The sequence below is a fragment of the Chelativorans sp. J32 genome (genome assembly GCF_000518985.1).
Classification (GTDB): domain Bacteria; phylum Pseudomonadota; class Alphaproteobacteria; order Rhizobiales; family Rhizobiaceae; genus Chelativorans.
On sequence record NZ_JAEQ01000006.1, the window covers coordinates 12,715 to 35,281 of the forward strand.

The window sequence follows — 22,567 nt, forward strand, 5'->3', positions numbered from 1 at the left end:
CCAGGCAAGTGGCTCCGTTTCGGCCGCCACCCATCCGGCAAGGCGCGTTTAAGGACACCTGCTGAGCGTGGATCAGAGGCTTAATAGGCAGCCTCATAGATGTCCGAAATATCTTCTGGGCTCAGGGGCCGGGGATTGTTGTCCAGGAGGCGGCGGATGGCATGCGCCTCGAGCGCCCAGGCGGGCAAGTCCGACCGGCTGGCTCCATGTGCCGAAAGGCGCATCTCGACGCCGAGATTTCGGCAAAATTCGTAAGCCGCGGAGAAGATTTCCTGTCTTTCCGATGCGCCGCCAAGCCCCAGGAGCGAAAGAATTTCCCCAGTCTTCCCCTCGCAGGCCGGCACGTTGAAGGCCAAGACATGCGGGAAGACGATGGCGTTGGCTAGGCCATGCGGTAGCTTGAGACGCGTGCCGAGCGGATAGGCGAGAGCATGGCCGCCCGCCGTATTGACGGGCCCGAGGCAGAGCCCTCCATAATAGGAGGCGAGCATCATCCCGCCGCGGGCCTCCGTGTCCTCGCCATCGGCTACAGCCCTCGCCAGATAGCGCCCGACCAGCGCGATGCCCATGCGAGCGTAATCGTCGACCAGCGGATGCGCCTTCAGGCTGGTGAAGGCTTCGACGCAATGGGCAAGCGCATCGATGCCGGTGGCGGCGGTTACGGCTGGGGGCACCGAATAGGTGAGTTCCGGATCGAGGATGGCGATGTCGGCCAGCATGTGAATGCTTTCGGTCGCGTGCTTGGCCAACGTCGCAGGGTCGGTGATCAGCGCCCTTGTGCCTGCCTCGGAACCGGTACCGGAGGTGGTGGCGACCTGAGCCAGCGCTGTTCTGCGGCCGTCGATCCTGCCGACGCCGACGACGTCCAGCAGCTTCTTTTCCGTGTCCCACAGCACGGCGACGAGCTTGGCCACGTCCATTACCGAGCCGCCGCCTAATCCCACGACGAGATCGGGCTTGAAGGCGCGGGCCGCGGCAAGGGCAACCTCCAGCGCCGCCATGTCGGGCTCGGCCGGGACGTCTTGAAAAATCTCGACTTCGCCTGTGAGACCCAGCCGGCCCGCAAACGGCGCGGTCGCCGGCGCCGTAAGGACAAATACGCGCTTGTAAGCAGCAGCCCAGGGGCCGAGCCGCGCTGCCGTGCCGGCTCCTACCTCCACGCGGGCGGGCTGCAGCAGGGTGATGGCCCGCGCCAGATTAATGGTCAGGTCAGTCATTGCCTGCTTCCTCAAGTGCGCTCATTCGGGTCCAAACATCGCCCTTCTGCTGCTCATCGAGCTCGACCAGCGGCGGCCGTACACGCGACCAGCCCGCATGATTGCGGCGACGGGCGAGCATGGCCTTCACCGTCGGTATCTGTACATAAGCATTGGTGAGATTGCGCCAGGCCTCGATCCGCTTCTGCGCTCCCGCTACTCGCTCGGCCCCTTCCGATTTGCACCAGCCGTCGAAAACGGTGCGGAGGTCGGAGGCGACGAGATTGGAGCTCGACGTGATGCAGCCCGCCCCGCCCGCTTTGAGCAGCGGCAGCATCAGCGGGTCAGCACCGGAAAGAACGCTGAAGCCCGGAAAGGCTTTGGCGAGGCTTTCCATATTCTCGAACTGCCCGGAACTGTCCTTGATACCCACCACGATGCCGGGAAAGGCATCGCGCAGGCGCCCGATCAGTTGGGGCGAGATGCTTATCTGGGCGATCGGCGGGATATGATAGAGAACGACCCGCAGGGCATCGCTTCCCACGCCCTCGATAACCTCGGCATAGAAGCGGAAGAGGCCTTCATCGCTGACGCCCTTGTAGTAGAAGGGCGGGAGCAGAACGACGCCTTTCACCCCCGCCTGCACCGCGTGACGCGTCAATGCCAAGGTATCGGCGACATTGGTCTGCGATGTGCCTGGCAAGAGGCGCGACGGCTCTATGCCTGCCTCGATCACCCGCTCCAACATTTCGTGACGCTCAGCCAGGCCCAAAGAGTTCGCCTCGCCGGTCGTGCCGAGCATGGCGATCCCATGGCAGCCCTCCGCAAGCAGCGCCTTGCAATGGGCAGCGAAGACCGTGTGATCCACGGCGCCCGTTTCTGTCACCGGGGTGGCAGCCGCGCAGTACACCCCATGAATTTCCGTTGTCAGTGCCGGGTTCATGCCGTTCTCGCTGCCGCAAGGCGCCGCGCATAGGCGATCGCTGCGTTCATGTTGATGTGTTTGGCCTTGCCCGTCCCGGCAATATCGAATGCCGTGCCATGGTCGACGGAAGTACGGTCGATCGGGAGTCCGACGGAGACATTGACCGCGGTGTCGAAGGCGACGAGCTTGATCGGAACGTGGCCCTGGTCGTGGTATTGCGCCACGACGAGATCGAAGGCCCCATTGTAGGCCCGGTGGTAGACCGTATCCGCCGAAATCGGCCCGACGGCATTGATGCCCTCCGCCTGGGCCGCGGCCACTGCGGGTGCGATCTGCCGGTCGTCCTCGTCACCGAAAAGCCCGTTCTCGCCGCAGTGCGGATTGATGCCGGCAACGGCGATACGCGGTTCGGCAACGCCGATGCGTTGGAAATGCCGGTGGCCGGCGCGGATTGTGGCCAAGACGCGCTCGGGCGCTGCCCTTTCGATCGCGGTGCGCAGCGATACATGCGTCGAGACGTGAATGACGTTAAGGCGCTCGGAGGCCAGTAGCATGAAGGCCGACCGGTTCCCCGTCAGCGAAGCCAGCATTCCGGTGTGCCCGTCATAGTGATGGCCGGCCGCGTTCAGGGCTTCCTTGTTGATGGGCGCGGTGACGATGCAGCCGATCTGACCGGCTTGAGCGTCGCGCACAGCTTTCTCGATGAAACGGAAGGCGGCATCGCCGGCGCGCGGGTCGAGCTTGCCCCAGGCAAGGGCGCCGCCTTCGACGGGAAGGTCAACGAGAAGCGGGGTCAAATCCAACTCGACGCCCGTGACTTTCTTCGCTTCTTCCAGCGTCGCGCGGTTGCCATAAATCCGCGTTTGCGCGCGGTCGGCTGCGTTCATTTCGCCGACGGCCCGCACCACGATCTCCGGCCCTACGCCGGCGGGATCCCCCATGGTGATGCCGATGGTTCCACTCATCGCTCGCCTCCGTCGATCCATCCCTTCGGAAGACGCACATATTTGATGGCGCGCCTATGATAGGTGAACGCAACGTGCAGGTCGCCGTCCGGTCCCTCCACGATATAGGGATAGGAAAGCTCCTTGTTCCGCCCATCCACGGAATTGTTGGTCAGGCAGGTGCCCTCCCCGTCCTCGATGATGCGGCGCAAGGGAAAAGTTCTGCCGCCATCCTCCGAGACGCAGAGCGTCAGCGGAGCCCGTGGCACGCCCCAGACTGGGGAGCAGCCCCCGGTCGCGTCAGGCCGAGCGTCCCCTTCCTCGATTTCATCATAAAGCGAGGCGCGCCGGTCGGCGGACGTCGCGGCGGAGACCGGGTTGCACACCATCGCCAGCCGGCCATCGGACAGGCGGATCACGTTTATGGACGAGTTGTTGTTGGGAACATCCGTCGGCATCGGCGCTGACCAGGTGATTCCGCCGTCGCTGCTTTGCGAACGGTGGACGAAATCGGCCTGGCGGCGCCGGTAGAAGGCGGCCATCTCGTCACCCCCAAGCGGGATGATCGTCATATGCACGGAGCCGATGGAGTTCGGCACCTCATCGAGCCGCCAGGTTGCGCCCTGGTCGAAGCTCACCGCCACTCCGGCGGTATCGTGACTGCCGTTCCAGCGCTGCCCCAGACGTGGAATGCAGCGGAAGACCGGCATCATCCAGCCGCCATCCGCGCGCGCAACGAAACGGGCGCGCACAAAAGTGCCCAGCGGGAGATCGATCTGACGCGGCTCGCCACTCCTGAGCTTTCCCTTCTCAAGCCACACGTCCCGCGCGCGCAGGATGCACTCATCCTGGTTGCCCGCGGGCTGAGCCGTGTGGAAGAGTTGCCATGCGCCCTTTGGGTTGCGGACCAGAACCGGGTTCTGCTCGGAGCGGTTCGGATCGTCGCTGAGCTTGGCGACCGGTCCCCACTCTTTCGCGCCCGGTGCGAGAGCGGCGCCATAGATGCAGATATCGGATTTGCCTTCCAGAGTGCCTCCAAACCAGAGGCAGAACAAAGTGCCGTCCTCAAAAAAGTCCATAAAAGCAGCGTGGTTCTGCACCATGGGAGACGGCAGGAAGGCCTCCTGCACACCATGCGGCCGCAGGCTTACCCGGCCCGTCATGCGCTGAGCGATTTGTTCAGGTTTCATGCCCCCTCCGCGGAAATTCAGCCGTACATTCGCCGCAGTATGAAAAGTTGTCAAGTTATCCAGATCGCAAAAATGCCGCATAGCGCACGGAAAAAGGTCAAAAGATATAAGAATAACAGGATGTTACCTGCATGCCTTCCACCCAAAATTTTCTGTATTCCGCAACATGTTGACAACTTGGCTATGGGCCGTGCATATTGCGCAGGCTATGAAAAACACCGTCGCGTCGCGTGGGAGCGGCCGGCGGTCAAACCGCAGCGGGGTCAGCAGCGGCGCCGTTGCAATCTCGCAACGCTGCTTCCAGGGAGGATCATGTGAAGCTAAGACATGCGTTATTTGGAGCCCTGCTCGCGGCCACCGCGATGGGCCCGGCCTATGGCCAGACCAATACCGACATCACCATCGTCTTGAGCGAAGAACTCGACCTGGTCGAGCCCTGCATGGCCACGCGCTCGAATATCGGACGCGTGATCATGCAGAACGTCAGCGAGACGCTGACCCAGCTCGACGTGCGCGGCGGCAAGGGGCTTATGCCTCGCCTGGCGGAAAGCTGGGAAGATCGTGGTGACGGCACGTGGCGCTTCAATCTGCGGCAGGGCGTGACCTTTTCCGATGGCAGCTCCTTTGACGCCAATGATGTGAAACACTCGTTCGATCGCGTCTTCTCGGATCAGATCACCTGTGAAAGCGCCCGCTACTTCGCCGATACCGACCTGACCTTCACGGTCGTCGACGACCATACGATCGACGTGAAGGCCGAACCTGCCCAACCCATCCTGCCGCTGCTGATGACACTGGTAACGATCGTCCCTTCGGAAACGCCGATGGAATTCGTACGTGAGCCTGTCGGCACGGGTCCTTACGTGCTCAGCGAATGGGTTGCCGGGCAGCACATCCTGCTCAAGCGGCGCGACGATTATTGGGGCGAGCAGCCCCAGGTGACGTCTGCCCGTTACGTATTCCGATCCGACCCGGCAGTCCGTGCGGCGATGGTGGAAACCGGCGAGGCCGACATCGCGCCCCAGATCACGGAAGTCGAAGCCACCAACCCGGCGACGGACTTCACCTACCCGAACTCCGAAACCGTGTATCTGCGCATCGACCAGACGATCGAACCGATGGGCGACCGCCGCGTGCGCCTCGCCCTCAACAAGGCGATCGACCGGGAAGCCTTCATCGGAACCATTCTTGCCGAGGGCACTGAGCTTGCCACGGCAATCGTCCCGCCCACGACATTGGGCTGGAACCCGAACCTGAAGCCTCACGCTTACGATCCGGAGGGCGCCAAGGCGCTGCTTGAAGAGGCGAAGGCCGATGGCGTCAATGTTGAAGCGCCGATCGAGGTGATCGCCCGCACCGAGAATTTCCCTCACGTGACGGAGGTCGGCGAAGCACTGGTGCAGATGCTCAACGAAGTCGGCTTCAACGCCAAATTGAGAATGGTGGAAGTTGCCGAGCACGAGCAGTTCTACTCGAAGCCTTACCCCGAAGGCCGACCGGCCCAGTTGATTGTCGCCCAGCACGACAATTCGCGCGGTGACCCGGTGTTCTCGATGTACTTCAAGTATCACAGCCAGGGCACTCAGTCGGGGGTGTCGGACCCGAAGGTCGACCAGATGATCGAGGAAGCCACGGCCGCCACGGGTGACAAACGCGCTGAATTGTGGTCGCAGGTGATGGCCTATGTGCATGATGAAGTCGTGGCCGATGTGCTGCTCTTCCACATGGTCGGGCACAGCCGCGTCAGCGAGCGCCTTGATTTCCGGCCCACCATCGCGACGAACTCGCAGCTCCCGCTTGCGGAAATCGGGTTCAAATAATGCCTTGGTCGGTGCCGGGTTTGGCTCGGCACCGACCTCCATAGGCGAGACGGAGAAGCACCAATGACGAAACTCATCGGCCAGCGGGCGATCGCAAGCCTGCTCTCGTTGCTTGCCTTGCTCGTTCTGGTCTTTTTTCTTTCACGTCTTACGGGCGATCCGACCTCGCTCTTCCTGCCCATCGATGCATCCCAGGAGATGCGCGACCAGTTTCGAGCCCTGCACGGGCTTGATGACCCGCTGCTCGTACAGTTCGGCCGGTATGTATGGGATCTCATCCACTTCGATCTCGGTGATTCCATTCGCAAGGCGCGGCCGGCCATCGACGTGGTCCTGGAAGCCTATGCATGGACGCTCCCGCTCGCGCTGGTAACGATGAGCCTGGTTGTCGCCGCCGCGATTGTGATCGGCTCGCTTGCGGCATTCCACGTCGGAGGCTTCTTCGACCGCTTCGCCTCCGTCGTGTCACTGATCGGCGCCTCGGCTCCCGATTTCTGGATCGCCATCGTCGCGATCGTCATCTTCTCGATCAATCTCGGTTGGCTGCCCACTTCGGGCGTGGGAACGCCTTGGCACTGGATCCTTCCTGTGGCCGTGCTCTTCATCCGGCCTTTCGGACTGATCGTTCAGGTGGTGCGCGGCTCCATGCTTGCCGCCCTCTCCTCGCTCTATGTCAAGACCGCCCGCGCCAAAGGCGTGAAGGAGGGCAAGATCATCTTCATTCATGCGCTGCGCAACGCCATGCTGCCGGTGATCACCGTCATTGGCGACCAGGCGGCAGCCATGCTCAACGGAGCGGTGGTGGTCGAGACGATTTTCGGCTTTCCGGGGATCGGAAAACTGATGATCGATTCCATTCTGCAGCGGGACTTCAATGTCGTCCTCGCCGCGATCATGGTGACCGCGATCGCCATCTTCCTGATGAATCTGCTGATCGATATCGCCTATTCGCTCCTCGATCCGCGCATCCGTCACTAGGGAGGAGAACGGTGGCTAACATTCAAGCAAGCGCGCCGATGACGGAAGCACCGGGACGCGAGCGCCTGCTCGCGCTGCCTCGGATGCTCTGGCGCGACAAGTTCGCCTTCGCCTCCGCGGTGGTGCTGCTGGTGGTGCTCCTTTGCGCGATTTTCGGCCCTGCCCTCCTGGGCGATGTCGCCTCCAGCCAGAACCTGCGCGGGCGCAATAGCCCACCCTTCGATCTGGCTCGAGGATGGCTCTACGTCCTCGGCGGAGACTCTCTGGGCCGCCCGATGCTGGCACGTGTCATAGTGGCCGCCCGCAACACGATGATGGTCGCGGCCGGTGCCGTGGCCTCTGCCCTGCTCGTCGGCACCGCGCTCGGCCTTATCGCCGGCTATCGCGGGAAGAACACCTCTCAAGTCATCATGCGGCTGGGGGATGTGATCATGTCGTTCCCCTCGCTGCTGATCGCGGTGGTGGTCCTCTACATCCTGGGCTCTTCGGTGGCCAATATGATACTGGTACTCGCCATCACCCGGGTGCCCATCTACATGCGGACGACGCGCGCGGAGGTAATGGAGATCCGCGAGCGCATGTTCGTACAAGCCGCCATAGCCATGGGGGCTTCTCCCGGCCGCGTCATCCTGCGCCACATCCTGCCGGTCGTGGCGCCTACGCTGATCACCATCGCGACGCTGGATTTCGCTTTCGTCATGCTGGCTGAATCGGCTCTCTCCTTCCTCGGCATCGGAATACAGCCGCCCGAGATCACTTGGGGGCTCATGGTAAGCCAGGGACGGCCCTATCTCACATCTGCCTGGTGGCTGGCCTTCTGGCCGGGCCTGGCGATCATCCTCACCACCCTTTCCCTCAACCTTTTGTCGAACTGGATGAGGATTGCATTCGACCCCGCCCAGCGTTGGCGGCTGGAGGCAAGGAGCAGCGGCAATGGCTGATTATCTGCTTTCCGTCCGCAACCTGTCGGTACGCTTTCACACGGCGAGGGGTGCGGTGGATGCCGTGCGTTCGGTGTCCTGGCACGTGGATCGCGGCGAGACGCTGGCCATCCTTGGAGAAAGCGGCTCGGGCAAATCGGTCTCCGCGTCGGCGATCATGAATTTGCTGGATATCCCGCCAGCCGAGATCGTGAGCGGCGAAATTCTGTTCGGAGGGCAGGACCTGCTCAAGCTCTCCCGCGAAGAGCGCCGCCGGATCAACGGCAAACGCATCGCGATGATTTTCCAGGACCCGCTCGGCCACCTCAACCCGGTCTATCCGGTGGGCTGGCAGATCGCCGAGATAATGACGGCGCATGGCAGCAAGCCCGAGGACGCGCGCAGGCGCTGCCTTGAACTGCTCACAAGGGTCGGAATTCCCGATGTCGACAATGCCCTGCGCAAATATCCGCACCAGTTCTCAGGCGGGCAGCGCCAGCGCCTGATGATCGCCATGGCGCTGGCGCTCAAGCCAGACCTCCTCATCGCCGACGAGCCGACCACCGCGCTCGACGTCACCATTCAGGCGGAAGTGCTTTCGCTGCTGCGCGAACTACAGGCCGAAACCGGCATGGGGCTGGTCCTGATCACCCATGATCTGGGAGTGGTGGCCGACATCGCCGACCGTGTCGTCGTGATGAACCACGGCGAGATCGTGGAGGAAGGATCGCCACGCGACATCTATCACAACCCCAAGCATGCCTATACGAAGAAGCTGATCGCCGCAGCACCCGGCAAGGGCGAGATACCCGCCGGCGAGCCGGAAGCCGACGTGCTTCTCGACGTGCGCTCGCTTAGCAAGGGCTATGGCGACTTCACCGCGCTGAAGGAGGCCTCCTTCACGCTGCGGCGGGGACAGACCATCGCCATCGTCGGAGAAAGCGGTTCGGGCAAATCCACCCTCGCCCGCTCGATCCTGAGGCTCGAGCCGGCAGACAGCGGCGAGGCCCGATGGAAAGGGCGCGACCTCCTAAAAATGCCTCCCCGCGAGCTTCTTGCCGCGCGGCGGCAGATGCACATGATCTTCCAGGATCCGACCCAGTCGCTCAACCCGCGCATGTCGGTCTATCAGATCATCTCGGAAGGGTGGGACATTCATGGCCTCATGCCCGACCGGGCCGCTCGTCGGGACCGGGTGACGGAACTTTTGGTGCAAGTCGGGCTCTCTCCGGAACATGCGCTCCGTTACCCGCACCAGTTCTCCGGCGGACAACGACAACGCATTGCGATAGCCCGAGCGCTGGCGCTGGAACCCGAGCTCATTATCTGCGATGAGGCCGTTTCCGCCCTTGACGTCTCGATCCAGGCACAGGTGATCACGCTGCTTGGCCGGCTGCGCGAAGAATTGGGCATCTCCTTCCTGTTCATAGCCCATGATCTCGGCGTGGTGCGCGATTTCGCCGACACGGTCATCGTGATGAAGGCCGGGGAAATCGTCGAACAAGGGCCTACCCTCCAGATCTTCGATGAGCCGCGGCACCCATACACGCAAAGGCTGCTCGCCGCGGCGCTCGATCCGGACCCGGATGTGCAGGAGGGCCGACGGCAGGCCGCGGCCACGCCGTCATGACGAAACTCGCAGTGGTGGCGGACGATCTGACCGGCGCACTCGACGCAGCTGCGCCCTTTGCGGCGCGCGGGCTCGCCACGATGGTAGCGCTGCGACCGGAAGCCGTCCCCCTCTGTCTTGATCGGGGACCGGCAATCGTCGGTGTTTCCACCAACACCCGTGAATGTGATGCGGAAGGAGCCCGAAGCGGTGCTGCGGCGTGCATTGGGCGTTTGCCTCGCGGCTTGAAGGTCTTCAAGAAGATCGACTCCCGGCTCAAGGGAAATATTTCCGCCGAGCTTGATGCGATCCCGTTCCAGAAGGCGCTGGTCGTGCCCGCCATTCCCGATTTTGGCCGGTGGGTCGAAAACGGTAGGCTCGGCGGCTTCGGAGTGGGCGAGCCGATTGATATTGCCTCGCGGCTCGGCGCCCACGCAGCGAAGGCAGATATCCCCGACGCGCGAACGGCTGATGATATCGAGGCAGCGGTCGAGCGGGGGAGCTTCGACTTGCCGGTAGGCGCGCGCGGCTTGGCCGAAGCGATAGCCCGCCGCATGGCGCCTGAACCGCCGACTGCACCGCGCATCACCGCCACGAGGATCACCTTCGTCGTGGGCTCACGCGACCCGATCACGAAGGCGCAGGTCGCAGCTTTGCGGGAGGCTTTGCCCGGCATGACCTATGTGGCAGCCCCTGACGGTGTGGCGGCTGAGCATCTACCCGCACCATCTACGCTAAACCTTATCGAAGCCCTGGAAACCGCAGCGCAAGCCGACCCGGTGGAAGTTGCCGCCAGACTTGCCGAAACCCTGTTGCGGCTTCGCCCCCGCGAGGGAGAGGCGATCTTCATTTCGGGCGGATCGACGGCACAGATCGTGCTCCAGCACTTGGGGATCGACATGCTCGAACTGTTGGGGGAGGCCTTGCCCGGGTTGCCTATTGCCCGCGCCAAACAGTTCACGATAATCACCAAGTCGGGCGGATTCGGAGACCGACAAACCCTCATCCGGTTGCTCGACCGGCTTTCAACAGAGGGAGGAGACGGTTGAGCGTCATGCCTGATGGTTTAAATGTGCGGCGCAGCCTGGCCGACGCTGTCTTTGACAGAATGCAGCGCGCCATCAAGTCGGGCGCCTATGGTCCCAACGAGCGGCTGCCGACCGAACATGCGCTAGCCGCGGAATTCCAGGTTTCCCGCCCCGTGGTGCGGGATGCTCTGCAGCGCCTGCGCGACCAGGGCCTGATCTATTCCCGTCGCGGCTCTGGCAGCTTTGTGCGAAATCACGGTCTCAAGGAGCCGCTTGGTTTTGGCCAGCTCGAGAACATCTCAGACCTGCAATATTGCTACGAGTTCCGCCTGACGATCGAGCCCGAGGCAGCGGCCATGGCTGCGATGCGCCGGGACGAGCAGACCTTGCAGGAACTGAAGGCCGCACTGGACCTCCTGCGCGACGCGACAAACAGGAATGCTCACCGCGAGGACGCAGATTTCATGTTCCATCTCGGAATCGCCAAGGCGTCGTTCAATCCCTACTTCTCGACGGCAATGGACGCGCTCAAGGACCACATTGCGGTAGGCATGCGCTTTCACGGCATCTCGCTGCGCAACACGAGCGACGGCCTGCGGCACGTCTTTATCGAACACAATGCGATCTTCGAAGCTGTCCGCAATGGTGAGGCAGATACTGCCCGACGCCTGATGAAGGAGCACCTGACGGGCTCCCGCGACCGGCTTTTCGAACCCCGGCGTTAGGCCAAACTACCATTCCCGACGCTTTGGGCGTGCAGACGTCGCCATACTCCTCAAACCTGCAGTTCGCCACAGCAAGCTCGCCGCGCCAGTAGACGGCGACGTTAGAGCCGCATGTCGATTCCCGGAGCTGGTCTCATGGATGTTGGGGACAGTCGACCGAACGAGGATCAGCCATGCACCAGGTCGAAGACATGATGGTGGATGTGGCCATCGAACATCCTCAGCAATCCCTCGGTGATCTCCCTGCTCTCGTAGCGCACCGGCGATGCGAGGGCGGCTGCGAGCGCTTCCCGGCTCTCATACATGGTGGAAAGAACCATGGGATAAGACGGTGCGCCGTCATCGCGCTCGGTATTGTAGAGCACCCGCACTTCCTTCACGCCCGGAAACTGCCGCCACAGGGGGAGCAGCTTCTCTGCGACATAGGATTTGAACGCGCCTTCATGTCCCGGATGAATGCTTCCTTCGAAAAAGGCCTGGCGAATGATCATGATTGCGTCTCTAGATCAGTTAACGACCGTCGGCGGCTGCTCACCGGCCAAATAGGCGGCGATATTGGCGAGCACGAGCTCTCCCATCGCCTCGCGGGTCTCGATGGTGGCACTTCCCTGATGCGGCATCAGCACCGTATTCGGCGCGCGATAGAAGTCCTCGCGGATCCTGGGTTCGCTCACGAAGACGTCGAGGCCCGCGCCGGCAATCGTACCGGCGTTCAGCGCCGCCAGCAGCGCATCCTCGTCCACCACGCTTCCCCGGGCGACGTTGACGAGGATCCCCGTGGGGCCCAATGCCGAAAGCACGTCGGCATTGACGATTGACTGCGTAGCCGGACTGGCTGCGATGCAGACGGCCAGGATATCGCTGTCGCGGGCCAACTCTACGAGCGTTTCGTGGCGAACCCACGCCGTATCGGTGATGTTTGAGCGGTTCCAGTAACGGACAGCCATGCCGAACGCCTCTGCGCGCTCGCCGAGCGCCCGGCCAATCTGCCCCAGGCCCACGATCCCGATGCGCTTGCCCTTCGGACTGCGACCGAGCGGGAAAAGCTCTCCCCCGGCCCACCGGCCCTCGCGGACCATGCGGTCGCCTTCGGGAATGCGGCGCAAGACCGCCAGCAGCAGGGCGATGCCCATATCCGCGACGTCGTCGGTCAGCACGCCGGGCGTCGTGGTTACATGGATGTTGCGGCTGCGAGCGAAGGACAGGTCCACCTTGTCGGTGCCGACGCCGTTTATGGCGATGATGCCGAGCCGAGGAAGGCGTTCGATCCAGGCATTGGACAGGCCGGAGGCCCCGCCGGTCGCCACCGCGCGGATCGAGGGCAGCGCAGCCTCGATCGCCGTCGCCTCGGCCGGGTCATAGAGCCGGTGCACGGTGTACGCAGCGTCCAGCCGATCCTCGATGCTTTTCATCATCGGCTCTACGAGCAGAATATGTTCCTTCACTTTGCGCTGCGCTCCTCTTCGAGGTGTATGCTGTTGCTCTGATCCAAAAGGCTGTGCCCGGATTGCCGGCTAGGATATCTGGCCGAGGAAGTTCCTCGTGCGCTCATGCTTTGGATCGCCGAAGAATTCTTCGGGAGTGCCCTGCTCCAGAATTTCCCCGCGATCCATGAAGATGACCCGGTCGGCGACGCTGCGGGCAAAGCCCATTTCGTGCGTCACGCAGAGCATGGTCATGCCCTCCCGCGCCAAATCGATCATCGTATCGAGCACTTCCTTGACCATTTCCGGGTCGAGCGCGGAGGTCGGTTCGTCGAACAGCATGATCTTTGGATTCATGCAAAGCGCCCGCGCAATCGCGACGCGCTGCTGCTGGCCGCCGGAAAGCTGGGCGGGGTATTTCTCCGCCTGTTCGGGAATGCGCACTCGCTCCAGGAACTTGCGCGCCGTCTTTTCGGCCTCAGCCTTTGATATGCCCCGCACTTTCATGGGCGCCAAGGTGCAGTTTTCCAGCACGGTCATATGCGGAAACAGGTTGAATTGCTGGAAGACCATACCGGTTTCCTGGCGCACCAACTCGACATTCTTGCCGCCGGCGGTAATGTCGTATCCGTCCACGACGATCCGGCCTTTTTCGACCTTTTCCAACTGATTGATGCAGCGGATGAGGGTCGATTTTCCGGAGCCGGAGGGGCCGCAGATGACGATGCGCTCGCCCCGGCTCACGGATAGATCAATGTCCTTCAGGACATGGAAGCCGCCATACCATTTGTTGACGCCTTCCATCAGAACGGCGGAGCCGGACGCTCCCCGCAGGTCACCTTGCGATGGGCTGGCCGTCACCTGTGTCATACGGGGAACTCCTCGCGCTTTCCTACTTGGCTTCTGCCACGAAATCCGGCAGGGGCGAGCCGAGCCACTTTTCGTGAATTGCATTGAGCTCGCCGTCCGCCTTCACCTTGTCGATGAACTGGTTGATGAAGTTCAGCAGCTCGGTCGAGCCCTTGCGCACGGCGATGCCCTGCACCTGCTGGCTGAGCTGGAGCTTCTGGTTGAAGCGGCCGGGCGCGGCCTGCTCGATCTGTGCGGCAACCACGTTGGATACGCCGATCAGCTCCACCTGCCCGGACAGCAGCGCCTGGACGGCACTGGCATCATCGTCAAAGCGCTGAATCGTTGCATCCGACGGCGCGATTTCGGTGACTGCGGTGTCCTGTGTGCTGGCACGAGCCACACCGATGGTCTTGCCCGACAGGTCCTCCGGTTTGGAAACGGCCACATCCTCTGCTCCGAACACGCCGATGGAGATGCCTGCATAAGGCTTGGAAAAGTCGACATTCTTGGCCCGCTCTTCCGTGATGCCGAGGGAGGCGACCAGAACATCGACCTGGTTGCTCTGCAGATACGGAATGCGGTTCGGACCGGTCACAGGCACGATCGTGGCCTCGACACCCAGCTCCTTCGCGAGCAGCTTTGCGACATCGGCGTCATAGCCGTCCGGCTGATTGTTCTGGTTCATGATGCCGAACGGTGGAAAGTCGACCAGCATGCCGATCTTCACGGTGCCGGCAGCCTTGATGTCTTCCACGGTCTGGGCCGCTGCGGTCGAGGCGATCGCGCCCGCCATCAAGCCGGCGCCGATCAGAGCCATTGCCATGCGTCTAGAAATGCTCATTTTCCCTGTCCTTGCGTTTGTGCGCCGGTGCCTCCCCCCGGCAGGGTTCCCGTCAACGTGCGGTCGCACGGGAAAACTTGAACTCCATTCGGCGCGCGAGCACCGCAAGCGGCCAGCAAAGAACGAAATAGACTGCCGCTACCGTGCCGAACACGAGGAATGGACTGAATGTTGCGTTGTTGATGATCTGGCCCTGTCGGGTGAGTTCCGTGAAGCCGATGATGGCCGCAAGGGATGTTCCCTTTATGAGCTGCACCAGGAAGCCCACTGTCGGCGCCACGGCTATGCGGGCGGCCTGCGGCAGAATCACATAACGCATGCGGTTGAAATAGCGTAGCCCGAGTGCGGTGGCGGCTTCCCGCTGGCCGGGCGGCACGGCCTCGATACAGCCACGCCAGATTTCGCCCAGAAAGGCACTGGCGTGCAGCGTCAGCGCGATTGTGGCGGCGAGCCATGGGTTGATCGCGAACCCGAAGATGTTCATGCCGAAGAAGACCAGGAAGAGTTGCATGAGCAGCGGTGTGCCCTGGAACAGCCGGATGAAACCGATCGCAAGAAGCCGCGGGATCCGTAGATCCGAGACCCGCACCAGCGCGATTATCAACCCACCGATGCCACCGCCGGCAAAGGCGATGGCCGAGAGCGCGATGGTCCACTGTGCCGCCATCACGATCATGAAGAATTCGTTCCAGCCGAAAGCTCTGATCATTGTCGGGCTCCTAGCGGCTCAGCGGATATTTGAACGCCATCTTCTCGATGACGGAGAAGATTGCCGAGAAGCCGATGGACATCGCAAGATACATCAGCGTGACGACGATATAGACCTCGAAGCTCGCAAAAGTGGCGGATTGCAGGTCATTGCCGGCGGCGGCCAGATCGTCAGCCGAAATCACCGACACGACGCTCGAGGTCAGCATAAGGTAGATGAACTGGCTGGTGAGCGCTGGATAGACGGTGCGCAAGGCCGGTTTCATAATGATGTATCGGAAGACCTGCAGCTTCGACAAGCCGAGCGCGACGCCAGCTTCGACCTGCCCTTTGTGAATGGATTCAATGCCGGCGCGGATGATCTCCGTGCCATAGGCGCCGAAATTGACCACAAGGGCGAGGAGCGCTGCACTGTTTGGTGACAGCCGCAGCCCCAAGGAAGGCAGGCCGAAGAAAATGAAGAATATCTGGACCAGGAAGGGCGTGTTGCGGATGATCTCGACATAGGCGTCGATCAGCCAGCGCAGCGGCTTGGGACCGGAGGTTTTCCCCCAGGCGCAGACGATCGAAACGATAAGACCGAGCACCATGGCCGCACAGGACAGGCGGATTGTGAGCCAAGCTCCCAAAAGAAGCTGATCGAGCGCCGCCAGGACCGGCGCAAAGTTGAACTCATACAATAGGCAGCCTCCCGGGCCTCACTGAACTCCCGCCTCGCCAAGGCACAAGCATTAGATCGATCTAAAAGTTAAAAGACCGATCGTCAATCACCTAATGCGGCGTGTTCAGAGTGTCAGGACTGCAGCGGGGCCGCAAGACTGTCGAACATGCAGTGTCGTCCGGTTCACCAATCGGCGCGGTTGCAATGCCGGGTCCGCCAACCGTTCCAGGAGGAGCCGGGCGGCGTTTTCTCCGATCGCGACCGGCATGGTGGAAACGGAGGTCAAGCGCGGGCGCACGGCCTCGGCATCAGTGACATCGTCAAAGCCCACGAGCGACAGGTCGCGGCCGATCGCAATTCCACGATCATAGAGGCCCGCCGCAAGGCCGAGGGCGATGACATCGTTGAAGCAGATCACTGCCGTGGGCTCAGCCTTCTGCTCGAAAAGGAGTTGGGTGGCCTCGGCAATCTGGGCGATCTTGCTGGGCACGCGTACGATCATGCTCGCATCATGGCCATGCGAGCACATCGCGTCCCGGAAACCGTCGACCCGTTCCTGATAGGCGGGATGGACTGGGCCATGTACCGCGAAGGCGATCCGTTCGTGGCCGAGGGAGGAGAGATAATCGACCGCCTGCCGCATGCCTCCGGCGTAATCGACGCCGGCATAGTCTGCCTGCGCGGAAAAATGGCGAAGCACCTGCACAAGCGGCAGACCCCAGTCGGCCAGGCGTTCGAACAATTCCACTCCGGTACCCGCGGCAGGGCACACGATGATGCCGTCCACTCCATGCTCGCGCATGCGGCGCACGAGGGTGTTCTGCCGATCCACCTGATCGGCACTGTTGGCGAGCAACACAACCATGCCGGCGGCATCGACCACGCTTTCGATTCCGGCCAGCAATTCGGCGAAGAATGGGTTAGTCAAATTCGGCACGATTACGCCGACGGTTTGACTGCGCTCCGCACGTAGGCGCGCCGCGCCCATATTGTAAACATAACCGAGTTCCTCCATCGCCGCCTCGACGCGGCTGCGGGTCGCCGCGCCCACCAGTGGGCTATTGCGAATGACCAGCGAGGCCGTAGCGCGCGAAACATTGGCCCGCCGAGCTACGTCGAGAAGGGTTGCGCGGCTTTTCTTTCGGTCCCCGGAAACCATGGGCCTGCCTTATGCCAGATCGGGCACGGGCGCAACTGGAGCCGGGCCGCTATGGAAGGCAGTCAAATGATGAAAGTGGCTGACGGCGAAGCGCCTTCACAGCGCAGTTAGGCATAGCGACAAACATTCTGTCGCATTCCATCCCGTTCCACGATTGGAACGGGTTCCGTCTTCTCTGCGCAATGCCCTCCGTGAGCCAGAAATGCAGGCACTCCCCGGTTAATGCCGATGATGGGCATGGACCACGGCGTGCCCGCGCCCGCGTGCGATCAGCCAGCGATTCACCGGAAAGGCGACCAGGCCCGCGATGATCAAGGCCGCAAAAAGGCTACCCCAGAAGAGAGTGCTGTCGAGAGCCGCATCCATCGCGCCAGGGATGAACAGCATTATCAGGTTGTCGACGATCTCCATGACGGTAATCGAGACCGTATCGGCAGCCAACGCCAGCCGGAGAACCGCGCCAATCGCAACCCCTGCCCGCAGCAGAGGGACCATTGTGAACGCGTAGCCAAAGACGAAGGCCAGTACGACCGCAAGCACGATCGTCTCCAGATTCCCAAAACCCAGTGCCGTCCCGATCACCATGCCGAGTATCTCGCCAATGGCACATCCGGAAAGGCAGTGGAGCGTTGCGGTGACGGAGAGACGGTTCAGCGAAACTTCATGACCATGCCCTTGGGCAGCAGACATTCTATAGCTATCATGGTGTCTGTGATGCGTGTCATGCTTTGACATCGTCATTCTCCCTGCGCCCGCAGTGCAGCTACTGCATCAGGCGATCAATGCCGCCCGTCCTCTTCCGAACGGACGCTGACGGTTCGCCTTCCGGCTTTTCCAGGCCGGCTAGGATCGGGCAGTCGGGGCGATGATCGCCCGAGCAGGAATCGACCAGCGTCTGCAGCGTATCGGCCATCTCTTTCAGGTTGTCGATCTTCCGGTAGAGATCCTCGATATGGGCGCGCGCAATGCGCTTCACATCGGCGCTCTGCCGCCCCTGATCCCGCCAGAGGTTCAGAAGCTCGTTGATCTCGGATACGGAAAATCCGAGGTCCCTTGCCCGTCGGATGAAGCGCAGCATATGCACGTCGGAATGCGAGTAGTCCCGATAGCCCGCGGCGGTGCGTCCGGCTGGCGGTATCAGGCCAGTCTGCTCGTAATAACGGATCATCTTTGCCGAAACGCCCGATGCGCGGGCGGCCTCACCAATATTCATCTTACAGTTCCTTTTGCGATCGATTGAGGGACCGGCGAAATCTCTACCCGGGAGCTTTGGTCTGGTGCCCCGGCACGGCAGTTTTCTATATAGGCATGGCGGATGCCGACCGCTCGCCGGCGCCGAGCGGCGCCGTGAACGCGCGCAGCCTCAGCGCATTGCCCAGCACGAAGACGCTGGAAAGCGCCATGGCGCCTGCCGCAAAGACCGGCGATAGCAGCACTCCATATGAGGGGTAGAGCGCTCCCGCGGCCACGGGGATCAGGGCTGCGTTATAGGCAAAGGCCCAGAAGAGGTTCTGCCGGATATTGCTGATCGTCGCCTTGGAGAGGGCTATCGCGTTTGGCACACCCGTAAGGCTTCCAGACATGAGCACGACATCGGCTGCTTCGATCGCCACATCGGTCCCGGTGCCTATGGCAAGGCCCACATCGGCCTCCGCCAGCGCCGGCGCGTCGTTGATGCCGTCGCCCACATAGGCGACCCGGCCATATGCCGCCTTCAGCCGGCGGACCGCCTCGACCTTGCCGTCGGGAAGAACTTCCGCCACCACATCGTCGATGCCGAGACGGCGCGCGATCGCATTCGCGGTGCGGGTATTGTCACCCGTGATCATCGCAATCTTGAGCCCCTGTTCGTGAAGTGCGGCAATCGCCTGGGGTGTCGCTTCCTTTACCGGATCGGCCACCGCGAAGACTGCGGCCAACCGGCCGCCGATCGCGACATAGATCGGTGTCTTTCCTTCGTCGGCCAGACGTTCGGCAGCGGCGCGGAAATCCGATATGTCCACGCCCAACCCGGCCATGAAGCGGTCAGCGCCGACCTCGATGCGACGGCCGTTTACTTCTGCCTGCACGCCCGATCCGGTGATGGATTGAAAGCTCGTGGCCTGTGGCGGGACGATCCCTTCTGTCTCGGCCGCCTCGACGATGGCACGCGCGATCGGATGTTCCGACTTGGCCTCCACAGCGGCGACCTGCGCAAGCACGTCCGTGCGTCCGAAGCCACCGGCAAGTTCCAGATCGGTCAGCGCCGGCTTGCCTTGGGTCAGAGTTCCCGTCTTGTCGAGCGCGACGACGCGCGCCTCGCGCAGGAGCTGGAGCGCCTCGCCCTTGCGGAACAGAATCCCCATCTCCGCGCCGCGGCCAGTGCCGACCATGATGGAGGTGGGTGTGGCAAGCCCCATGGCGCATGGGCAGGCGATGATGAGAACGGCCACGGCATTGACCAGGGCGAAGGTCAGTGCCGGAGAAGGTCCGAGCAGGAGCCAGGCCAGGAAGGTCAGCGCGGCGATCGCCATCACGGCGGGAACGAACCACATCGTGACCTTGTCGACCATGCCCTGGATCGGCAGCTTGGAGCCTTGCGCCTCCTCGACCATACGGATGATCTGAGCGAGGACCGTGTCGCCGCCAACCGCGGTCGCCCGGAAGGAGAACGCCCCCTTCTGGTTGACGGTGCCGCCCACCACAGTGCTTCCAACGGCCTTGGCCACCGGGATCGGCTCGCCGGTGATCATGGATTCGTCGACATAACTGTCGCCTTCCACCACCTCGCCGTCCACGGGAACACGCTCGCCGGGGCGCATCTCGATCACGTCGCCGGGTGCAACATCCGCCACCGCGACCTCGACGGCACGACCGTCGCGCCGGACCCGAGCGGTCTTCGGCTGCAGTCCGACCAGGCGCTTGATGGCTTCGGATGTGCGGCCCTTTGCACGGGCTTCGAGAAAGCGGCCGAGCAGAATGAGGGTGACGATCACGGCCGCAGCCTCGAAATAGACATTCACTGTTCCCGCAGGCAATAGGGATGGCGCGAAGGTCGCCACCAGTGAATAGAGATAGGCGGACAACGTGCCGACCGCGACGAGCGAGTTCATGTCCGGCGCCAGCCTGGCAAGCGCGGGCAGCCCCTTTTTGTAGAAGCGGATGCCCGGCACGAACAGGACCAGCGTGGTCAGCACGAATTGAATGTACCAGCTGACCTGGGTGCCGATTGTCCGCATGATCAGCTCATGGGCGCCGGGAACGAAATGCGTTCCCATCTCCAGCGCGAAAACGGGAACGGTCAGGACGGCTGCAATCGTCAGATCCCTCTGCAGTTCGGCCTTTTCGGCATCCTTCCGAAGAGCCGCCTCATCGCCTTCGGCTGCACTCCGGTCAAGCGGCCTTGCCGAATATCCTGCTTCGTCCACGGCCTTGATCAGATCCGCCGCCTGAGCGCTTCCGCGCACCGTTGCGCGTTCGGTTGCTAAATTGACAGCCGCGGAGGACACGCCGGGCACGGCCTGAAGCGCCCGCTCCACACGGCCGACGCAGGAGGCACAGGTCATGCCTTCGATCGCGAGTTCCGTCACTGCGGCCGGAACCGAGTATCCGGCCGCCTCGACCGCTGCGACGAGCGCGTCGCGCTCCACCGGCGCGGCAAGCTCGATGTCAGCTCGCTCCGTTGCCAGATTGACATTCGCGTTCCTGACCCCGTGGACTGCCTTGATGGCTTTCTCTACCCGCCCCACGCAGGACGCGCAGGTCATCCCCTCAATGGGCAGGCTGACTGCCGCAACCGCTGATGGATCTTTTCTGACTGAAGCGTTCATAGGTCTGTTTCCTTGTTCGCTTCCTCAGATGGGGGTTCCCACTGTGGGAAGGTCAAGAGGTGAATTTTCGATTTGGAGGGGTTGACCTTCCCATGGTTGTAAGCCCCATCTATTCCGGCATGAGACAGACAAAGGAAGGTTCTCATGCAATTCCACATTGAAAACATGACCTGCGGAGGCTGCGTGCGCAGCGTGACCAAAGCCATCCACTCGGTCGATCCTGACGCGAAAGTTACTGCGGATCCTGAAACGAGGAAGGTGGAGGTTCAGTCCTCGGTGACGCCCGCGCGTATTGAAGACGTGCTGAAGGAGGTGGGTTATCCGCCTCGCGCGGCGTGATTGGAGCGATTTGATGAATAAGCTTTCGATCATGTTCATCGCCGGTGCGATCGCCGTCAGCGCCGGACTTGCCATAGCGGAGAGCCAGATGGGACAAGAGAGATCAGGCGCCCATACGGGCCATGGCGACGCGGCCGCCCCGTCGAACAGTTCGGAAAACCCGGCCGTGCAAGGTTATCGGGCTGCCAATGATCGCATGCACCAGGCCATGGGGATCGAGTATACGGGCAACCCCGACATCGATTTTATGCGCAGCATGATCCCGCACCACCAGGGCGCGATCGATATGGCGCGGGTGGTGCTGGAACACGGATCCGACCCCGAGGTCCGGAAGCTCGCCGAGGAGGTGATTTCGACCCAGGAGGCCGAGATCGAGACCATGCGCGAGTGGCTGGCAAAGAACGACAGCTGATAGATGGGCGCGGACGGCTTTCGTCCGCGACCACGTGGCCTCACCGGCATATTATCGTTGTTCAGGCTGATGTGATCAGCTTCTCTAAGGCTACGTTGCCCTGGTCTGAACGGTTCTATCGCTCGGTCCGGCTCAGGCGGGATTGGTCCCGCCGGGCCGGGCGCCACCTCAATCTCGCTGCTACGATCTCCAAGCCTCCAGCCGCCTGCAAATCACAGTTGACCGGCGTAAGAGGCGTACCTAAGCGACTTTCGTTCCAGACAGAGAAGCCGAGATGACCGCCAAAACCGCCGGGCAGCCGACCGAACGCAAGCGTGGGTCGGCATAAAATACGTCTATGACATCCTGCCTGACGAGATCCTGGAGTTGCGTTTACCTCCGGGCTCCCCGGTCGATGAAGTGCATCTTGCCGAGCGTTTCGGGATGTCGCGGACCCCGATCCGGGAAGCTCTGGTCAGGCTGGCAGGCGAAGGCCTAGTGACGACGTTGCCAAACCGGTCGACAATGGTGTCCAACATCGACGTTCTCAACCTGAACACGTTCTTTGACGCATCACGCTGATGTACCGCTTCACCACGCGGCTAGCGGCCGAATTTCATCGCCCTGCCGATCTGAAGATTATCTGCAAACGCCAAGAGGCATTCGCCTCAGCCGTCGCCGCTCAGGATGCCGTCGCCATGATCCTGACGAACCGGGACTTCCACACGGCCATCGCCGAGGACGGGCCGACATCCCTATTGTTAAAGCCTTTTCCTGCGCCTGCTCAATGACGGGCGCCGGCTGCTCCGTCTCTACTACCAGTCCTATAACGACCGTCTGCCAGCCGAGTTCGTGAATGAGCACGAGGCAATGATTGCAGCAATCGAGGCGAGTGACGTCGAACTGGCCGATCGGCTTGGACGCACTCACGCCGATCAGATCGTCACACAAATCCAGCAACTCTTCGCCACGGACAACCGACACCATATCACCCTCTGAATCTCGCTGGATTCTTGTCGACAATATGAATACAATGCGGTGCATGTAG

22 protein-coding genes and 1 pseudogene are annotated in these 22,567 nt (G+C 62.2%); 9 read left to right on the forward strand and 14 right to left on the reverse strand.

The features are described from left to right. Positions 1-80: 80 nt before the first annotated feature. The 4 genes from CHEJ32_RS0110295 to CHEJ32_RS0110310 are packed head-to-tail and all read right to left on the reverse strand — an operon-like array spanning position 81 to position 4,255. Positions 81-1,217, reverse strand: a complete 1,137-nt coding sequence (locus CHEJ32_RS0110295) for an iron-containing alcohol dehydrogenase (protein ID WP_034658187.1) — start codon at positions 1,215-1,217, stop codon at positions 81-83. Beyond that, on the reverse strand, positions 1,210-2,139 hold the full coding sequence (locus CHEJ32_RS0110300; protein WP_034658188.1) for a dihydrodipicolinate synthase family protein: 930 nt from the start codon (positions 2,137-2,139) through the stop codon (positions 1,210-1,212). Before CHEJ32_RS0110300 ends, CHEJ32_RS0110295 begins: the two co-directional genes overlap by 8 nt. Beyond that, the gene (gene pdxA, locus CHEJ32_RS0110305; RefSeq protein WP_028033811.1) at positions 2,136-3,086 is read right to left on the reverse strand and encodes a 4-hydroxythreonine-4-phosphate dehydrogenase PdxA; all 951 of its coding nucleotides are present in this window, start codon (positions 3,084-3,086) and stop codon (positions 2,136-2,138) included. The genes CHEJ32_RS0110300 and pdxA overlap by 4 nt, the downstream gene beginning before the upstream one ends. Beyond that, positions 3,083-4,255 carry an exo-alpha-sialidase gene (locus CHEJ32_RS0110310; protein ID WP_028033812.1) on the reverse strand — a complete coding sequence of 391 codons (1,173 nt, stop codon included), beginning with the start codon at positions 4,253-4,255 and terminating at the stop codon, positions 3,083-3,085. Before CHEJ32_RS0110310 ends, pdxA begins: the two co-directional genes overlap by 4 nt. A 362-nt stretch (positions 4,256-4,617) precedes the next feature. Between CHEJ32_RS0110310 and CHEJ32_RS0110315 the strand changes: the two genes are divergently transcribed. The 6 genes from CHEJ32_RS0110315 (at position 4,618) to CHEJ32_RS0110340 (ending at position 11,335) form a co-directional block, all read left to right on the forward strand. Further along, positions 4,618-6,075, forward strand: a complete 1,458-nt coding sequence (locus CHEJ32_RS0110315; protein WP_051469583.1) for an ABC transporter substrate-binding protein — start codon at positions 4,618-4,620, stop codon at positions 6,073-6,075. 63 nt (positions 6,076-6,138) lie between these two features. Continuing rightward, on the forward strand, positions 6,139-7,053 hold the full coding sequence (locus tag CHEJ32_RS0110320) for an ABC transporter permease (protein ID WP_028033814.1): 915 nt from the start codon (positions 6,139-6,141) through the stop codon (positions 7,051-7,053). 38 nt (positions 7,054-7,091) lie between these two features. After that, positions 7,092-7,994 (forward strand): ABC transporter permease, encoded by a 903-nt coding sequence (locus tag CHEJ32_RS0110325; RefSeq protein ID WP_028033815.1) that lies wholly within the window; start codon positions 7,092-7,094, stop codon positions 7,992-7,994. After that, the gene (locus tag CHEJ32_RS0110330) at positions 7,987-9,603 is read left to right on the forward strand and encodes an ABC transporter ATP-binding protein (protein ID WP_028033816.1); all 1,617 of its coding nucleotides are present in this window, start codon (positions 7,987-7,989) and stop codon (positions 9,601-9,603) included. Before CHEJ32_RS0110325 ends, CHEJ32_RS0110330 begins: the two co-directional genes overlap by 8 nt. After that, a complete protein-coding gene (locus tag CHEJ32_RS0110335) occupies positions 9,600-10,631 on the forward strand; it encodes a four-carbon acid sugar kinase family protein (protein WP_028033817.1) in 1,032 nt (343 codons plus the stop codon). The genes CHEJ32_RS0110330 and CHEJ32_RS0110335 overlap by 4 nt, the downstream gene beginning before the upstream one ends. Before the next feature lie 5 nt (positions 10,632-10,636). Further along, positions 10,637-11,335, forward strand: a complete 699-nt coding sequence (locus tag CHEJ32_RS0110340) for a FadR/GntR family transcriptional regulator (protein WP_084032754.1) — start codon at positions 10,637-10,639, stop codon at positions 11,333-11,335. A 167-nt stretch (positions 11,336-11,502) separates the two neighbouring features. On the opposite strand, the gene CHEJ32_RS0110345 is transcribed toward CHEJ32_RS0110340, so the two are convergent. From CHEJ32_RS0110345 to CHEJ32_RS0110390, 10 genes are all read right to left on the reverse strand, one after another. Continuing rightward, positions 11,503-11,826 carry a hypothetical protein gene (locus CHEJ32_RS0110345; protein WP_028033819.1) on the reverse strand — a complete coding sequence of 108 codons (324 nt, stop codon included), beginning with the start codon at positions 11,824-11,826 and terminating at the stop codon, positions 11,503-11,505. A gap of 15 nt (positions 11,827-11,841) precedes the next feature. Then, positions 11,842-12,780 carry a 2-hydroxyacid dehydrogenase gene (locus CHEJ32_RS0110350; protein WP_028033820.1) on the reverse strand — a complete coding sequence of 313 codons (939 nt, stop codon included), beginning with the start codon at positions 12,778-12,780 and terminating at the stop codon, positions 11,842-11,844. A 69-nt stretch (positions 12,781-12,849) separates the two neighbouring features. Beyond that, positions 12,850-13,629 (reverse strand): amino acid ABC transporter ATP-binding protein, encoded by a 780-nt coding sequence (locus CHEJ32_RS0110355; RefSeq protein WP_028033821.1) that lies wholly within the window; start codon positions 13,627-13,629, stop codon positions 12,850-12,852. A 22-nt stretch (positions 13,630-13,651) separates the two neighbouring features. Continuing rightward, the gene (locus CHEJ32_RS0110360) at positions 13,652-14,452 is read right to left on the reverse strand and encodes a transporter substrate-binding domain-containing protein (protein WP_028033822.1); all 801 of its coding nucleotides are present in this window, start codon (positions 14,450-14,452) and stop codon (positions 13,652-13,654) included. A 52-nt stretch (positions 14,453-14,504) separates the two neighbouring features. Beyond that, positions 14,505-15,161 (reverse strand): amino acid ABC transporter permease, encoded by a 657-nt coding sequence (locus CHEJ32_RS0110365; protein ID WP_028033823.1) that lies wholly within the window; start codon positions 15,159-15,161, stop codon positions 14,505-14,507. Between the two features lie 10 nt (positions 15,162-15,171). Then, entirely contained in the window at positions 15,172-15,840 is a 669-nt protein-coding gene (locus tag CHEJ32_RS0110370; protein ID WP_028033824.1) for an amino acid ABC transporter permease, read from the reverse strand. Positions 15,841-15,945: 105 nt separating this feature from the next. Continuing rightward, positions 15,946-16,980 carry a LacI family DNA-binding transcriptional regulator gene (locus CHEJ32_RS0110375; protein ID WP_028033825.1) on the reverse strand — a complete coding sequence of 345 codons (1,035 nt, stop codon included), beginning with the start codon at positions 16,978-16,980 and terminating at the stop codon, positions 15,946-15,948. Positions 16,981-17,199: 219 nt separating this feature from the next. Next, positions 17,200-17,670 carry a DUF4396 domain-containing protein gene (locus CHEJ32_RS0110380; RefSeq protein ID WP_034658190.1) on the reverse strand — a complete coding sequence of 157 codons (471 nt, stop codon included), beginning with the start codon at positions 17,668-17,670 and terminating at the stop codon, positions 17,200-17,202. Positions 17,671-17,743: 73 nt separating this feature from the next. Further along, positions 17,744-18,193 (reverse strand): Cu(I)-responsive transcriptional regulator, encoded by a 450-nt coding sequence (gene cueR, locus CHEJ32_RS0110385; protein ID WP_028033827.1) that lies wholly within the window; start codon positions 18,191-18,193, stop codon positions 17,744-17,746. An 85-nt stretch (positions 18,194-18,278) separates the two neighbouring features. Further along, positions 18,279-20,789, reverse strand: a complete 2,511-nt coding sequence (locus CHEJ32_RS0110390; protein WP_028033828.1) for a heavy metal translocating P-type ATPase — start codon at positions 20,787-20,789, stop codon at positions 18,279-18,281. A 144-nt stretch (positions 20,790-20,933) separates the two neighbouring features. On the opposite strand from CHEJ32_RS0110390, the gene CHEJ32_RS0110395 reads away from it, so the two are divergent. The 3 genes and pseudogenes from CHEJ32_RS0110395 to CHEJ32_RS24370 all read left to right on the forward strand — a co-directional run bounded on the left by CHEJ32_RS0110395 (position 20,934) and on the right by CHEJ32_RS24370 (position 22,518). After that, entirely contained in the window at positions 20,934-21,128 is a 195-nt protein-coding gene (locus CHEJ32_RS0110395) for a heavy-metal-associated domain-containing protein (RefSeq protein ID WP_028033829.1), read from the forward strand. Between the two features lie 13 nt (positions 21,129-21,141). Then, the gene (locus tag CHEJ32_RS0110400) at positions 21,142-21,540 is read left to right on the forward strand and encodes a DUF305 domain-containing protein (RefSeq protein WP_028033830.1); all 399 of its coding nucleotides are present in this window, start codon (positions 21,142-21,144) and stop codon (positions 21,538-21,540) included. A 274-nt stretch (positions 21,541-21,814) separates the two neighbouring features. Continuing rightward, positions 21,815-22,518 (forward strand): annotated as a pseudogene (locus CHEJ32_RS24370) (GntR family transcriptional regulator). The last annotated feature ends 49 nt before the right edge of the window (positions 22,519-22,567 follow it).

Coding starts and splice junctions, on each gene's coding strand:
- CHEJ32_RS0110330 (WP_028033816.1), top strand. CDS start 7,987: ATGGCTGATTATCTGCTTTCCGTCCGCAACCTGTCGGTACGCTTTCAC.
- CHEJ32_RS0110295 (WP_034658187.1), bottom strand. CDS start 1,217: ATGACTGACCTGACCATTAATCTGGCGCGGGCCATCACCCTGCTGCAG.
- CHEJ32_RS0110315 (WP_051469583.1), top strand. CDS start 4,618: ATGGGCCCGGCCTATGGCCAGACCAATACCGACATCACCATCGTCTTG.
- CHEJ32_RS0110335 (WP_028033817.1), top strand. CDS start 9,600: ATGACGAAACTCGCAGTGGTGGCGGACGATCTGACCGGCGCACTCGAC.
- CHEJ32_RS0110340 (WP_084032754.1), top strand. CDS start 10,637: ATGCCTGATGGTTTAAATGTGCGGCGCAGCCTGGCCGACGCTGTCTTT.
- pdxA (WP_028033811.1), bottom strand. CDS start 3,086: ATGAGTGGAACCATCGGCATCACCATGGGGGATCCCGCCGGCGTAGGG.
- cueR (WP_028033827.1), bottom strand. CDS start 18,193: ATGAATATTGGTGAGGCCGCCCGCGCATCGGGCGTTTCGGCAAAGATG.
- CHEJ32_RS0110390 (WP_028033828.1), bottom strand. CDS start 20,789: ATGAACGCTTCAGTCAGAAAAGATCCATCAGCGGTTGCGGCAGTCAGC.
- CHEJ32_RS0110375 (WP_028033825.1), bottom strand. CDS start 16,980: ATGGTTTCCGGGGACCGAAAGAAAAGCCGCGCAACCCTTCTCGACGTA.
- CHEJ32_RS0110365 (WP_028033823.1), bottom strand. CDS start 15,161: ATGATCAGAGCTTTCGGCTGGAACGAATTCTTCATGATCGTGATGGCG.
- CHEJ32_RS0110300 (WP_034658188.1), bottom strand. CDS start 2,139: ATGAACCCGGCACTGACAACGGAAATTCATGGGGTGTACTGCGCGGCT.
- CHEJ32_RS0110355 (WP_028033821.1), bottom strand. CDS start 13,629: ATGACACAGGTGACGGCCAGCCCATCGCAAGGTGACCTGCGGGGAGCG.
- CHEJ32_RS0110310 (WP_028033812.1), bottom strand. CDS start 4,255: ATGAAACCTGAACAAATCGCTCAGCGCATGACGGGCCGGGTAAGCCTG.
- CHEJ32_RS0110325 (WP_028033815.1), top strand. CDS start 7,092: ATGACGGAAGCACCGGGACGCGAGCGCCTGCTCGCGCTGCCTCGGATG.
- CHEJ32_RS0110360 (WP_028033822.1), bottom strand. CDS start 14,452: ATGAGCATTTCTAGACGCATGGCAATGGCTCTGATCGGCGCCGGCTTG.
- CHEJ32_RS0110380 (WP_034658190.1), bottom strand. CDS start 17,670: ATGTCTGCTGCCCAAGGGCATGGTCATGAAGTTTCGCTGAACCGTCTC.
- CHEJ32_RS0110345 (WP_028033819.1), bottom strand. CDS start 11,826: ATGATCATTCGCCAGGCCTTTTTCGAAGGAAGCATTCATCCGGGACAT.
- CHEJ32_RS0110400 (WP_028033830.1), top strand. CDS start 21,142: ATGAATAAGCTTTCGATCATGTTCATCGCCGGTGCGATCGCCGTCAGC.
- CHEJ32_RS0110395 (WP_028033829.1), top strand. CDS start 20,934: ATGCAATTCCACATTGAAAACATGACCTGCGGAGGCTGCGTGCGCAGC.
- CHEJ32_RS0110320 (WP_028033814.1), top strand. CDS start 6,139: ATGACGAAACTCATCGGCCAGCGGGCGATCGCAAGCCTGCTCTCGTTG.